Origin of the sequence: Mitsuokella jalaludinii, assembly GCF_928722185.1 — a bacterium.
Lineage (GTDB): Bacteria > Bacillota > Negativicutes > Selenomonadales > Selenomonadaceae > Mitsuokella > Mitsuokella jalaludinii.
Genome location: NZ_CAKMXA010000001.1, coordinates 115,929 through 128,426, shown reverse-complemented (window position 1 = coordinate 128,426; position 12,498 = coordinate 115,929). Strand labels below are relative to the sequence as shown.

14 protein-coding genes are annotated in these 12,498 nt (G+C 56.2%); 6 read left to right on the top strand and 8 right to left on the bottom strand.

Annotation, left to right across the window (positions count from 1 at the left end; genetic code table 11):
- The first annotated feature begins 6 nt into the window (after window positions 1–6).
- The 4 genes from QDI87_RS00585 to QDI87_RS00570 all read left to right on the top strand — a co-directional run bounded on the left by QDI87_RS00585 (window position 7) and on the right by QDI87_RS00570 (window position 2,951).
- Window positions 7–243 (top strand): hypothetical protein, encoded by a 237-nt coding sequence (locus tag QDI87_RS00585; protein ID WP_278741942.1) that lies wholly within the window; start codon window positions 7–9, stop codon window positions 241–243.
- A gap of 42 nt (window positions 244–285) precedes the next feature.
- Window positions 286–1,260, top strand: a complete 975-nt coding sequence (locus QDI87_RS00580; protein ID WP_278741941.1) for a hypothetical protein — start codon at window positions 286–288, stop codon at window positions 1,258–1,260.
- Between the two features lie 61 nt (window positions 1,261–1,321).
- On the top strand, window positions 1,322–1,708 hold the full coding sequence (locus QDI87_RS00575) for a hypothetical protein (protein ID WP_278741940.1): 387 nt from the start codon (window positions 1,322–1,324) through the stop codon (window positions 1,706–1,708).
- Window positions 1,709–1,901: 193 nt separating this feature from the next.
- Window positions 1,902–2,951, top strand: a complete 1,050-nt coding sequence (locus tag QDI87_RS00570) for a site-specific integrase (protein WP_278741939.1) — start codon at window positions 1,902–1,904, stop codon at window positions 2,949–2,951.
- A gap of 43 nt (window positions 2,952–2,994) precedes the next feature.
- Here the strand turns inward: QDI87_RS00570 and QDI87_RS00565 are convergent, their stop codons facing one another.
- A complete protein-coding gene (locus QDI87_RS00565) occupies window positions 2,995–3,366 on the bottom strand; it encodes an ASCH domain-containing protein (protein ID WP_278741938.1) in 372 nt (123 codons plus the stop codon).
- Window positions 3,367–3,614: 248 nt separating this feature from the next.
- Between QDI87_RS00565 and QDI87_RS00560 the strand changes: the two genes are divergently transcribed.
- Both QDI87_RS00560 and QDI87_RS00555 read left to right on the top strand, forming a co-directional pair.
- The gene (locus QDI87_RS00560; RefSeq protein ID WP_278741937.1) at window positions 3,615–4,334 is read left to right on the top strand and encodes an SIMPL domain-containing protein; all 720 of its coding nucleotides are present in this window, start codon (window positions 3,615–3,617) and stop codon (window positions 4,332–4,334) included.
- A gap of 60 nt (window positions 4,335–4,394) precedes the next feature.
- Window positions 4,395–5,564 carry an acyltransferase gene (locus QDI87_RS00555; RefSeq protein WP_278741936.1) on the top strand — a complete coding sequence of 390 codons (1,170 nt, stop codon included), beginning with the start codon at window positions 4,395–4,397 and terminating at the stop codon, window positions 5,562–5,564.
- 71 nt (window positions 5,565–5,635) lie between these two features.
- Here the strand turns inward: QDI87_RS00555 and QDI87_RS00550 are convergent, their stop codons facing one another.
- The 7 genes from QDI87_RS00550 to xylB all read right to left on the bottom strand — a co-directional run bounded on the left by QDI87_RS00550 (window position 5,636) and on the right by xylB (window position 12,176).
- Window positions 5,636–6,151 carry an ImmA/IrrE family metallo-endopeptidase gene (locus tag QDI87_RS00550; RefSeq protein WP_226868547.1) on the bottom strand — a complete coding sequence of 172 codons (516 nt, stop codon included), beginning with the start codon at window positions 6,149–6,151 and terminating at the stop codon, window positions 5,636–5,638.
- 4 nt (window positions 6,152–6,155) lie between these two features.
- Window positions 6,156–6,560, bottom strand: a complete 405-nt coding sequence (locus tag QDI87_RS00545; RefSeq protein ID WP_036375347.1) for a helix-turn-helix domain-containing protein — start codon at window positions 6,558–6,560, stop codon at window positions 6,156–6,158.
- 100 nt (window positions 6,561–6,660) lie between these two features.
- Entirely contained in the window at window positions 6,661–7,125 is a 465-nt protein-coding gene (locus QDI87_RS00540; protein ID WP_278741934.1) for a hypothetical protein, read from the bottom strand.
- A gap of 186 nt (window positions 7,126–7,311) precedes the next feature.
- On the bottom strand, window positions 7,312–8,328 hold the full coding sequence (locus tag QDI87_RS00535; RefSeq protein WP_278741933.1) for a LacI family DNA-binding transcriptional regulator: 1,017 nt from the start codon (window positions 8,326–8,328) through the stop codon (window positions 7,312–7,314).
- Between the two features lie 145 nt (window positions 8,329–8,473).
- A complete protein-coding gene (locus QDI87_RS00530; RefSeq protein WP_278741932.1) occupies window positions 8,474–9,091 on the bottom strand; it encodes a DUF4867 family protein in 618 nt (205 codons plus the stop codon).
- 108 nt (window positions 9,092–9,199) lie between these two features.
- Window positions 9,200–10,618 (bottom strand): sugar porter family MFS transporter, encoded by a 1,419-nt coding sequence (locus tag QDI87_RS00525; protein WP_278741931.1) that lies wholly within the window; start codon window positions 10,616–10,618, stop codon window positions 9,200–9,202.
- 34 nt (window positions 10,619–10,652) lie between these two features.
- Window positions 10,653–12,176 (bottom strand): xylulokinase, encoded by a 1,524-nt coding sequence (xylB, locus tag QDI87_RS00520; protein ID WP_278741930.1) that lies wholly within the window; start codon window positions 12,174–12,176, stop codon window positions 10,653–10,655.
- Window positions 12,177–12,498: the final 322 nt, after the last annotated feature.

Sequence of the window (12,498 nt, the reverse complement as noted above, 5' to 3'; positions counted from 1 at the left end):
ATCGTCATGACTCATTCATCAAAAATTATCCTCATCCTTTCTGTCGCTCTTGTCGCGCTTAGCTTCATGCTATACCGACAACAGGAACAGATTGATACCATGCAGGCAAGAATCTTGCAGCTACAAGATTCTACGACCCACATGCAGGACAAGCTGGAAGAGTTGCAAGATCAAATTGACGAGCTGGATGATGAGTTTCATCCAGATTCAGCAGTCCAGAAATTTCTAAACAACATGAACTGAGACTTGCCCATAGATGCGCTGAAAAACTGGGAGTGGATGAATATGTATAAACAGGTTCTAGCCAGCATACTGCTTTGCGTCAGCATCATATTCGCCACACCTGTCACACTGGCAGATGATACGAATCTAGGCAGTAGTACTCCTTCTCTTTCAGGCAACATAGTTCAAGAGAATATATCCGAAAACAACACTACTATCCATGGCGAAAATAATGATTCATCGGGCAATACTTTCGTTCCAGGGCATGGTAACGTCAGTATGGGAAACACCTATATAGGTGGCAGCAACAACACATCACACGGAAATACCTACATACAGGGAGATAACAATGTAAGCATTGGTAATACTCATATAGCCGGCTCCAATAACGTAGCCGAGGGAAACACCTATGTGGGTGGTAGTAACAACACGCATATCGGTGAAACCACGGTCGGAGCGGATAACAAGTATTCATCCAACAGGACCTATCATGGTGCCTCGAATCGGTCTTACAATTCAAGCCAACCATCTTTATCTGACATAATCGTCAAGATCATCTGTGCTCTTTTCCTCTTGATGATGCTTGCCCCCATCGTAATAAATGTCGGTTCATTTATAATCGACGCCATGCGAGCACTGGCCAGGTATGCCATCGATAAATATGAGGGGTACCGAGAAAGAAAAAAGTATACTCCTCTTGAAGGTGAGCCGAGCAAAAAGGAAACTGCGCCTCCACCTGCCGAGCCACCAGCTCCGCCTGCTGAGCCAGCACCGCCCCAACCTGTTCCACCTTCATCGTCTCCGCCCCCAAAGTTCCACGAAGGGATATTTGTTTCCGTAGAATTCCGAAAGGGCGGCAAAGCATACGACTACTTCCTGGGAAGGCACACGAACGTGAACATAGGAGATAAGGTAGAGGTGTACGTACATGACCGAAGATCTCATCGCTTGAAAAAGAAAAAAGCGCGTGTAGTCTATATAAGCGAGCCGGGAGAAATATCGCCCTACGCACGTTCGGAAATCAGTAGAAAACTTTGATGCAATCTGTTGTGGAAGAAGTCCATACCATAACCATAGTCTAGAAGGGAGCTGTATCAGCATGAAAAAAGTATATCTTACCCTGTGTCTGCTTGTACTGATGGTTCTTTCTGTTGGTTGTACACCCGCTTTTGCAGCGAGCTGGTATTATGTTGGGAATAGTAACAATGGAACAGAATCCGTCTACATCGATAATTCATCTGTCATAAAAAATAATCGCAAGGCTATCGTTTGGGTTAAATGGATTACTTCAGAAAACAAGAAGTCCTTGCAAAGAGTGTATTATACGCGCAGACCAAAAACATTCACCATATTATCTTTTACAACTTATGATGCCGATGGGAATGTAATAGATAATGTAGATATTCCTTCTTACGCACAAAGAAGTAGGGCCATTCGCCCCGGTACCATGGGTGAATCAATCTGGTATTGTATCTGGCCATACTGACAATAAAAAAAAAGAGCAGGGCGCCTTCTCATGACTCCTGCTCTTTCTGCCGCATCAGCCGTGGCCGCTCCTGCTCTTCATCTGCGCGATGGATGCGCGCATGGCGTGAGCAGGTACACCGTTTTGGATAACTGTATGCTTTTATTATACCACATCGTGAACGCCCACGGAATGGGGAAAGGACGTGACTTCTATGCCCGCCTACAAGAATGGCGCAGGCCGCTGGTACTGCGCCTTCTACTATAAAGACTGGACCGGCAAACGCCGGAAGAAGAAAAAAGAGAGCTTCGCCACGAAGCGTGAGGCGCTTGAGTGGGAGCGGGAATTTTTGGATAAGTACGCTGGCACGCCAGAGATAACATTCACCGTGCTTGCCAATGCATACCTCGAGAGCGCCAAGCTGCGCCTCAAGCCGCAGACGTACTACACGAAGCGCAATATCACCCGCAACCATCTTCTCCCCTTCTTCGGCGACATGATCATCGGCACTATCGACCGCCGCGTCATCAACCGCTGGCGCGAGGAGCTGCTGCGTGCCGGTTACAAGACGACCTACCTGCGCACGATCCACGCGCAGCTCTCGAGCATCCTCAACTACGCGATGGAATACTACGGCCTGCCCAGCAACCCGTCCGAAGATGTCGGCGGTTTCTCGAAGCACACCATCGAGAAGATGGATTTCTGGACACTCGAGGAATTTCAGCGCTTCGCCATGTCCGCCCTGCAGCTTCCCCATCACATCATGGCCTTCTACTTGCTTTTCTGGACAGGCATGCGCGTCGGCGAGATGCTGGCGCTCACCTGGGATGACGTCGACTTTAAGACCAATTCTATCTCGATCACCAAGACTCTGTACCGCCTGCAGAAAACATCCTACGTCAGTACGACGAAGACCATCTCCGGCGACCGCACCATCATCATGCCGCGCTTCATCGCCGAGATGCTGCAGGACTACCGGCACCTGTCCGCCTATACGAGCGAAGAGCACATCATCCCCATCACCCGCGCCGCTCTACTCAAGAAGCTCCATGAAGGCGCAAGAAAGGCTGGCGTGAAAGAGATCCGCATCCATGATCTGCGTCACTCTCACGCCAGCCTTCTCATCAAAGCCCATTGCACGCCAGTCGAAGTAGCCGACCGGCTTGGCCACAAGGACCCATCCATCACCCTCAAGATCTACAGCCACATGTATGCAGCCCAGAGGACGAAGATTGCCGATATGCTCGATGATATGCGGAAGTAGTACGGTTTTAGTACGCTTCCGCCATCACCATCGTCACAAAGCCTTATTCTACAGGGCCTTTGTCCAAATCATCATGTACCTCGCTGAAGTAGATGACTGTCACCGTATCCTCCATGAGGATGCGGCGCTTGTAGATGCGCTCGAAGTCGGCGATGAGCTCTTCGCGCGAATTGATCTCGGGGTTCTGGTGGCCGAGGTCGGCGCTCGTCAGCGTGCCCATCGTCTTGACGCGGACCTTGTCGAGGTAGGCCGTGTAGATACGGTGCTTCGGCTCGCCCTTCTTGCCCGAGGTGATCCAGACAATGGAGCCCTCCGGATAGAGCTTGCTGACATCGCCGAGGCGCACGGTGCAGTTCTTCGTGCGCTCCATGATCATCTTCTTGTGCTTGGCCGCCTGGAAATTCAACGCCATCATGATAAAGCATCTCCTATCTGAAATTCTCATCTATAATACATTATACACATCATATGCATTTACCTTGCTTTCTATATTCTCCCCTCTGCCCCGATAATCCTGCTGCTATTTGCGAAAAAACAGAAAGCACACACTCCTCCGCGCCGCTGCAGTCCACGATTCACGGACATTCCCGCGAATTTTCATGCGCCAGCGTGGAAAATGTGCTAGAATAGAGCCATCTTTACCAAATGATTGGAGGTTTCACCATGAAAAAAACAGTTCACATCCTCACGCTCGTCTGCGCGCTCTTCCTGATGAGCTGCAGCGCAGCCTTTGCCGCACCGCAGCAGGAAACGCCGCGCCCGACGCTCTCGGTCGACGGCCAGGGCACGGGCACGGCGGCGCCGGACATGGCGACCGTCACGATTGGCGTGACGACGCAGGGCAAGGATGCAGCCAAGGCGCAGAACGACAATGCCTGGGTGTCGAACCAGATCCAGGCCGCCGTCCGCGGCCTCGGCATCGCAGAGAAGGACATCCAGACGCGCAACTACTCCTTCTACCCGAACTACAGCACGGACAAAGACCGCCGCAATGAAGTCACGGGCTACACGGTCAACAACTCCGTCATTGTCGTCGTGCGCGACATCAAGCTGACGGGCAAGGTCATCGACGCTGCCCTGAATAACGGTGCCAACGAGATCAACTCGCTCGACTTCTCAGCAAGCGACACGAAGGCTGTCCGCAAGGTCGCCCTGCTGAACGCCGTCCAGGATGCGCGCGACAAAGCGGACATCATCGCCAAGGGCCTCGGCAAGCGCATCGTCGGCATCCAGAATGTCAGCGAGAGCACGGGCTACATCGAGACGCGCCGCTTCGGGGCCAACATGCTCATGGCCGATGCGAAGAGCGCCGCCACCCCGATCGCACCGGGCAGCCTTTCTCTGACGGCCAACGTCCACGTCGATTTCATCCTCGGCGACTGACAGCGGCCCGCGCGGCATGAAGACTCATGAAGACTAAGGATCAAAAGGAGTTTTTTTCGTTTGAACGAGCAAGAATCCACGGCAGCAGCTCCCGTAAAGAAGCGGAAGCCTCGCCTGCCTGCCATCGAATACATCCGCGGCATCGCCATGATGGGGGTCATCGCCATCCATGTCGGTTCACAGTACCTCATGAACCAGACGGCCAACATCCACCTGATCGCCCTGCTGGAAGTGGCCTCGCGCTTCAGCGTGCCCATTTTCTTCTTCATCTCGGCCTTCGGGCTCTTCTACAACCTCAACATCGATGAACCGCTCGATTACAGGGCCTTCATGAAGAAGCGCTTCCGCACGGTCCTCGTGCCGTACCTCGTCTGGTCCGCCTTCTACCTCCTGCACGATGGCCTCTTCTACGGCGTCGGCTTCCCCGACCCGCTGCACCTCCTGAGCATCCTGTTCTTCGGCACGGCGAAATACCAGCTCTACTTCCTCGTGATTCTGATCTGGTTCTACCTGCTCATGCCGCTCTGGATTGCCATCGTGCGGCGCGCAGGCAAGGTCAGCCTGATCCTGCTCTTCGCCGCGCAGCTGGGCTTTGACTACTGGTCGAGCTTCTCTGTCGCGTTCAACACATTCGTCTACGCGCTGCCCGACCATTCCTTTCTCAAGCCGTTCCTCATGTACCGCCTGAACTACTGGGTCGTGCACTACGTCTTCATCTTCGTGCTCGGCGGCTATCTCGCGGTGCACATCAAAGGATTCCAACGCTTCATGCAGGATAACAGGCGCGCCATCACGGTGTTCTTCTGGGCATCGCTCATCTGGCTCCTGGCCTACTACTACCAGCTGATCGTCGAGACGGGCTACACGCCGCTCGAGGCCATCAACACGGCCCATCAGCTGAGCCCGGCGGGCCTCTTCTACACACTGGCCAGTTCGGTCTTCTTCTTCACGATCTTCACGTACCAGAAGTACCCCTCCTGGCTCAATCCTGTCCTGCACCAGCTCGGACGCCACTCCTACTTCGCCTACCTCGTCCACCCGCTCTTCATCACCTACGCAGCCACGCTGCTCCAGAAGAGCGGCCACCTCATGACGGCCCCTGTCGCGATCCTCTTCTACTTCGCGATCCTCGGGCTCTCCATTGCGGCAGCGGCCATCTGCCGCAAGCTCGGCGAGCGCCTGCCCATCCTCAACGAATGGACCATCGGCGTCTACCCGCGCAAGAAATGACAAGCAAGCAAAAAATCCTGTCCACACCGCAAGCCGCGATGTGGGCAGGATTTTTCTATCTGGATACTGCTTCAGGCGCGGACCTTCTTGAAGAACTGGCTGTCCGCCGTGTCGGTCAAGCGCAGGTCGTAGCCGAGTGCGACCATCTCGCGCATCTTGATGAGCATGAGGTTGATGTTGCAGCGCAGTCGCTTCGAGATGGTCTCCATATCCTCGCCCGCGCGCACGAGACGGTATACCTCGTCGTTGTCGAGCAGGAGATGCGAGGCAAAGGCATTCGCCTCGTACTCCGTGCGGCTGCTCATGCGGAAGAGCTCGAATTCCTGCAGGCCCGTCTTCGCGAGCTCACGGTGCAGCTGGTCATGGCCGATCTCATGCGCGAGCACCATCGGCAGCCAGTCCTCGTCAAGGCGGCTGTTGAGGAAGATGAAACGGTGGTGCCAGCGGTTGAAGTACATGCCGAGCAGGTCCTTGTAATCATCGGCGAATTCGACATGGATGCCGAGCTCCTGCGCGAGCGCCATCATCGCGTGGCTGGCACTCGGCTGGATGCGCCGCACGGCCTCATAGAGCTGTATCGAATCCATCCCATCACTTCCTGTACTTCTTCGGCGTGTATTTCTGGTTGTCTTCCTTGGCCAGCCAGTAGGCCTTCTCGAGCGAGCGCATGACGGCCTCGCGGTCCTGGTCAGAGAGCTCGCCGCCCGCGAACATGCCCGCCAGCTGGCTCACAAGTTCCTGTGCCTGCGCCATGCCGCGGCTGCCGTACTGCTCGTGCGCCGCATCGAGGAACATCTCCCGGTCCGTATAGAGATATGCGACATCGACCTCGAAGAAGTCCGCGAGGACCTGGTACATCTCCTTCTTCTTTGGGTAGCGCTCCCCCGACTCATAGCCGCTGTACGTCTGGCGCGTGATGCCGCAGGCCGCTGCCACATCCTTCTGCGTGAGCTTGCGCGCCCGGCGCAGCTGCAGCAGTCTATCACAGAATTTCACGATCGTTCCCTCTCTTTTCCATCGTATCATCGTAAATCGTCATCTTCATTTTAACATCGGTCCGTTTTGCGGGCAAGCGCAGCGCTCAGCAAAAGCCTTCTCAGGCAATGTGGCGATGCGCTTCAGACCAGCGGACAGTGACCGGCTCCTGATCGCGCTCCACCGGCCGATGGTCGGCATAGCGGCTGGCCGGACACACCGCGCGCTCCCTGACCGTCAGGTAGACGAGTGTCAGAAGGTTCACGAGCGGCAGGCACTGGCCGATGAGCAGCAGCCTGCTCGCGCGGCAGTCGTTGCAGCGCCAGAGCGTGACGAGCAGCAAGAGGAGCGCAAACGGCGCCGTGAACTCCAGGGAGTCCAGCACGCCAATCTGGTGGCCAAAGCAGAACGGGATGCCGCTGCCGAGTATGGCAAAAAGCCCCATGATGAGCCCCGTCGGTTCCATGACGTACGGCGAGACAGTCTCATACTCCCAGGCCGCATAGTAGAGCGGCACCGAAAGGTAGAGCAGGATACTCACCAGGACAAAGGGCAGGCGCCCGATCCTTCTGGATAAGATATGCATGAAGAAGACCCCCTATCGACAGGCAGTGCGCACAAGACGCCCCGCCTTTATCTTTGACAAATGTAAAACTCATGTTTCAATATTAACATATGTAAGCGTTTTTGTCAAAGTCAGAGCGGATATGTCAAAGATAATAGAAAACAGGCCTGCGCAAGCACAGACCTGTCTGTCAGAAGAGACGGGGGCTCAGAGGTTCTCGAGCAGCCGGATCTCGTTCTTCATGATGTAGTTCTTCTTGTCCGGCATCCTGCCGTTGACGAGATACTCAAAGGCGATGTTGATGGCCATGCGCCCCTGGCGCGTCGGATGCTGGTAGAGGATAGCCTTGACGATGCCCTTGCGCATCATCTCGACCGTCGAGGGCACACTATCGAAGGCAATCGTCAGGGGACGCTCCTGCTCCGGCAGCTGCATGATGGCGCGGCAGGCGCCGTAGACGCCGCCCGCGAGCAGGAACATTGCCGAGATCTCTCGGTGGTCGTCGAGCAGGTGCTTCGTCCGCTCGTACGAGCAGATCTCATCATCGCCGTTCTCGATGATGTCCACGATCGAGAAGCCCGGGGTCTTTTCCATGCGGTGCTGGAAGCCCTCCAGCCTCTCGCAGTGACCGAGGACCTGGCGGCTGCCCATGACGATGCCGACTTTCGCCTTGCCGCCAAGCAGAGCGTCTAGCAAGGCGCAGGCTGTCTCGCCGCCGTTGAAGTAATCGCTGCCGACGTAGCAGTGGCGCTTGGAACTCTTGATGTCGTTGACGATCGTCACGACGAAGATGCCCGCATCGACGAGTTCATCGATGGCCTTGGCGATGCGCACATCGTCGATGGGGCTGATGATCAGCGCATTGACCTTTCCCTTCATCTGCTCCATAAGGTGCAGCTGCTTGTCGACATCGTAGCCCTTCATCGGGTAATAGCGGACGGTCAGGCCGTAGATGGCATACGAAGATGCCGCGCGGTCCATGCCATGAATGACATCGTTGAAGAAGGCATTGCCCTCCGACGGCAGCAGAACGCCGATGACGGGGTGATTCTTGCGCGCCGCCAGCGCCTTGCCCGCAGGATTCGGCTCGTAGCCGAGCTGCTCCGCCATCTTCTTGATCATCGCCGCCGTCTCCGCATTGACTCTGCCGCGGCCATTCAAGGCGCGGTCTACCGTCCCGCGCGAGACACCGCAGAGTTCTGCTATCTTTTTCATGGTAACCATGTTTTTTCCTCCAATAATTCACTTCCTCTATTGTAGCAGATTTACACATGGATGGCGATGGTACCAGACAAAAAGAAAAGCCGCATCGCCATGCGATGCAGCTTCCCGGGGTTCATTCAACCATTCTGTACCGTTCTGTAGAGGATCAGAGCGTGAGATTCTCGCCCTTTAGGCCGATGAAGGCGCCGTCCTTATCGAGGCCACTCTCTTCGTGAGCGATCAGCCACTTGTTGACCGCGAACAGCAGGCGGTCCTCCCCCTCTTTGGCAATGGGGTTCTTGAGTGCCTCATTCGTGCCGCGCGGCAGGGCGACACCGCAGCGGAACTCCTGGCCATCGATGCCGCACGGAGCGAAGTGGAGCGTCGTCGCGTAGAGCTCGACAGCTGTGCCAGCCGGCACAAAGAAACACTCGACCTTGCTCGTCTCATACGTCAGCGTCTCCGGGTCAATATCCTGCTGGCGGCCGACCATCAGCACGAGATCCGTCGCCGCGATGTCGATCTCCGACGAGCGATGATACTCGAGCGCATTGAGGGCCTCGTTGTGGCCGCTGCAGTGACCAAGTTCCGTCGGCATCTCGCCGTACGTCTTTTCCGTCAGCTCCTTGAAGAGCGGCAGCGCCTCGAACGATGCGACAGATGGCTCGTAGACCGCCCCCTCTGCCGGGATCTCAATCTTCTTCAGTGCCTCGCAGAACTCCTCCGTCTCAAGCGGCAGGACGCGTCCATACGGGCGGAATGCTTCTTCCGTTACAGATTTCATCGTATCTCTCTCCTTTGAATGTATCTACTAGACCGTATCGTCACATCATTCATTTTATAGAATGATGCAGCGTCGAAAAAGGACATCTGTCCCAATCCCATCAGCCAATCAGCAGCCGATGTCGCGCAGCTTCTTGCCGGACATGAGGTTCTTCTCAATCTGCTCGAGCGTGACGTTCTTCGTCTCCGGGACAAAGGCCATCGTCAGCACGATGAAGAAGCCGTTGAGGAAGGCGTAGAGCCAGAAGGTATGTGCCGAGCCGAGCGTATCGACGAGCGAGAGGAACGTCGCACCGACGATAGCGCAGGTGATCCAGTTCGTCATCGTCGAGCAGGCAATGCCGAACTCGCGGCTCTTGAGCGGCTGGATTTCCGAGCAGAGGACCCAGACAATCGGGCCTGCGCTCATGCCGAAACCTGCAATGCTGACCATCGTCATGACGGCAGCGAAGTACGATACCCAAGCCGGTGCCGTGCCGGATTCCAGCATGGACATGCAGACACCGACAGCAGCCATCGAGAGTGCCATGACACCAAAGCCAATCTTCAACGCCGGCTTGCGGCCGGATTTATCGACCATGCCGATGGCGATGAACGTGGAGAGCGTGAAGACGATACCGTTGAGGACCGTGCCGATCATCTGGTCTTCCGTGCTCGAGAAGCCCGCAAGGCTCAGGATCTTCGGCGAATAGTACATGATGACATTGAAGCCTGTGAACTGCTGCATGGCCTGCAGGAGTACGCCGAGGAAGACGGCGCGGCGGACGTTCTTGTTGGTCTTGAAGAGATGCCAACCAGCCTGCTTGACCTTGAGGGCATCCTTGATGTCAGCGAGTTCTTCTTCGGCAATCTTGGCACTGGCGTGCAGGGAATTGAGTACTTTCGAAGCTTCTGCGAAGCGGCCTTTCGTCGCGAGCCAGCGCGGGCTGTCCGGCAGGCGCGAGACCGTCAGGATGAGGATGATGGCCGGAATGGCGATGACCGTCAGCATCATGCGCCAGTCGCCCGTGTAGCTGAAGGCCGTATCCGAGAGGAAGGCGGCCAGGATGCCGACCGTGACCATGAGCTGATAGCCCGAGATGACCTTGCCGCGCGCATCCTTATCCGACATCTCCGCGAGGTACAGCGGTGCCGTGTAGGAGGCGATGCCGACCGAGAGGCCGAGGATCAGACGGAAGCCGATGAGCATCGAGGCATTTGCCGCCATGCCAGAGCCGATGCAGCCGACGATGAACAGAGAAGCGCCGATGATCAGGCTCTTCTTGCGGCCGATGCCGCGGGCAAGGAACGAAGCAATGATTGCACCTGTCGCAGCGCCGACCATCATCGAGCTGACGACCCATTCCTGTTCCTGGCTCGAGAGCCCCCATTCCTGGCTGATGAACGGCAGTGCGCCCGAGATGACGCCTTGGTCAAGGCCGAAGAGCAGGCCGGCCATGCCAGCCGCGAAGTAAATGCATTTGCGAACCCATGATGCGCGCTTCTGTGCATCAGTTTCCATCTTGTTATCCATGATTCCCTCCGTCATTCTATACACTCCTTTATCCTATACACCATCTATCTCATAGAGCAGCCAAATCCTCGTAGCAATCCTTGAGCTTCTGATAGAGCTTCTGATAGAGCGCGTGACCCGTCTCGTAGTAGGCATGCGCTGCGGCATCGGGCTGGCACCAGGTGTCCTGCTCGATGAACTCTTTGCAGGCTGTCTGCACATCGGGGAAGATGCCTGCGCCTACGCCTGCGAGGATGGCAACGCCGAGGGCTGGGCCTTCCTGCGCCTTGATCGTCTTGACTTCGCAGCCGTACATATCCGCGAGCATCTGGCGCCAGACGCGGCTCTTGCCGCCGCCGCCGCAGGCCATCATCTCCTTGACATTGACCTTCATCTCGCGCAGGATGTCGAAGCAGTCGAGCAGCGAGTAACTGACGCCTTCCATGACGGCGCGCAGCATGTCGGCCTTCGTGTGGATGGCCGAGAGGCCGAAGAAGACGCCGCGGCAGTTCGGGTTGAGGTGCGGCGTGCGCTCGCCCATCAGGTACGGCAGGTAGATCAGGCGGCGGCTGCCGATTGGCACCTTCTCGACATCCTGGTTGATGAGGTCGTAGGAGTCGCAGCCGAGGCGCACGGCCTTGTCTTTGTAACCTTCCGCGAGGTTGTCGCGAAACCAGCGCAACGAGAGGCCCGCCGCCTGCGTGACGCCCATGACGTGCCAGCAGCCCGGCACGGCGCAGCAGAAGGTGTGCACACGGCCCTGCGGGTCGATGCGCGGCTCGCTCGTATGCGCGAAGACGACGCCGCTCGTGCCGATTGTCGTGAAGGCCCGCCCGTCAAAGACGATGCCCGTGCCGACAGCTGCCGCTGCGTTGTCACCGGCACCGCCGACAACGACAGTATCTACTGACAAGCCCGTCTTTTCCGAAAATTCTTTGCTGATCGTACCCGTAACCTCCGGGGACTCATAGACTTTCGGCAGCAGCGCCTTGTCGATCTCGAGCTTCTCGAGCACTTCATCCGACCAGCAGCGATGTGGGATATCGAGGAGCTGCATGCCGCTCGCGTCGGAGACCTCCGTCGCGTACTCGCCCGTCATGCGGAAGCGGATGTAATCCTTCGGCAAGAGGATGTGACGGCAGCGGCGGTAGTTCTCCGCCTCGTGGTTGCGGACCCAGAGAATCTTCGAGGCCGTGAAACCCGTCAACGCCGGATTCGCCGTGATCTCGATGAGGCGCTTGCGGCCGACGCGCTCCGTGATTTCCTCGCATTCCTTGCCCGTGCGCTGGTCGCACCATATGATGGACGGGCGGATGACCTCGTTCTTCTCGTCGAGCATGACGAGGCCATGCATCTGCCCCGAGAGGCCGATGCCCTTGATGTCCTCCGGCGCAACACCTGAGTCCTTGACGACCTTGCGGATCGTCACCAACACCGCATTGTACCAGTCGAGCGGCTCCTGCTCTGCCCAGCCATTCTGTGGCTGGTAGAGTGGATATTCCTGAGAAGCCGACGTGACGACATGACACCGTTCATCAAATAAGACCGTCTTCGTCGCCGAAGTGCCGATGTCAATACCGATCAGATAACGCATGATTCCTTCCTCCTTGGTGCCCGCCTTTGTTTTGCGTGCACATGAACGCTTTTCACGTACTCAATATAGCACAATAAAAACCACTCGTCAATACGATAATTCAATTTTTATTTCATCGCAATGTGTGTAATTTCCTCGCATATCCATTCGTTATACCTCTCAAATTCATGATTTCACCGCTCTATATTGGCGCTTATATGGAAGAAAAACGCATTTCAGCTGCAAACCTGGCAAAAATAAAATAAAAATCGAATCAAACAATTGACAAGCCAGAAAAGAGGTGCTATTCTAATAACCGTGATGAGCGTGCACATGCACGCCA

Excerpts from the sequence above, each read along its gene's own strand:
- QDI87_RS00560 (WP_278741937.1), top strand. The coding sequence starts at position 3,615 with ATGAAAAAAACAGTTCACATCCTCACGCTCGTCTGCGCGCTCTTCCTG.
- QDI87_RS00585 (WP_278741942.1), top strand. The coding sequence starts at position 7 with ATGACTCATTCATCAAAAATTATCCTCATCCTTTCTGTCGCTCTTGTC.
- QDI87_RS00535 (WP_278741933.1), bottom strand. The coding sequence starts at position 8,328 with ATGGTTACCATGAAAAAGATAGCAGAACTCTGCGGTGTCTCGCGCGGG.
- QDI87_RS00540 (WP_278741934.1), bottom strand. The coding sequence starts at position 7,125 with ATGCATATCTTATCCAGAAGGATCGGGCGCCTGCCCTTTGTCCTGGTG.
- QDI87_RS00580 (WP_278741941.1), top strand. The coding sequence starts at position 286 with ATGTATAAACAGGTTCTAGCCAGCATACTGCTTTGCGTCAGCATCATA.
- QDI87_RS00525 (WP_278741931.1), bottom strand. The coding sequence starts at position 10,618 with ATGACGGAGGGAATCATGGATAACAAGATGGAAACTGATGCACAGAAG.
- QDI87_RS00570 (WP_278741939.1), top strand. The coding sequence starts at position 1,902 with ATGCCCGCCTACAAGAATGGCGCAGGCCGCTGGTACTGCGCCTTCTAC.
- QDI87_RS00530 (WP_278741932.1), bottom strand. The coding sequence starts at position 9,091 with ATGAAATCTGTAACGGAAGAAGCATTCCGCCCGTATGGACGCGTCCTG.
- xylB (WP_278741930.1), bottom strand. The coding sequence starts at position 12,176 with ATGCGTTATCTGATCGGTATTGACATCGGCACTTCGGCGACGAAGACG.
- QDI87_RS00565 (WP_278741938.1), bottom strand. The coding sequence starts at position 3,366 with ATGATGGCGTTGAATTTCCAGGCGGCCAAGCACAAGAAGATGATCATG.
- QDI87_RS00550 (WP_226868547.1), bottom strand. The coding sequence starts at position 6,151 with ATGGATTCGATACAGCTCTATGAGGCCGTGCGGCGCATCCAGCCGAGT.
- QDI87_RS00575 (WP_278741940.1), top strand. The coding sequence starts at position 1,322 with ATGAAAAAAGTATATCTTACCCTGTGTCTGCTTGTACTGATGGTTCTT.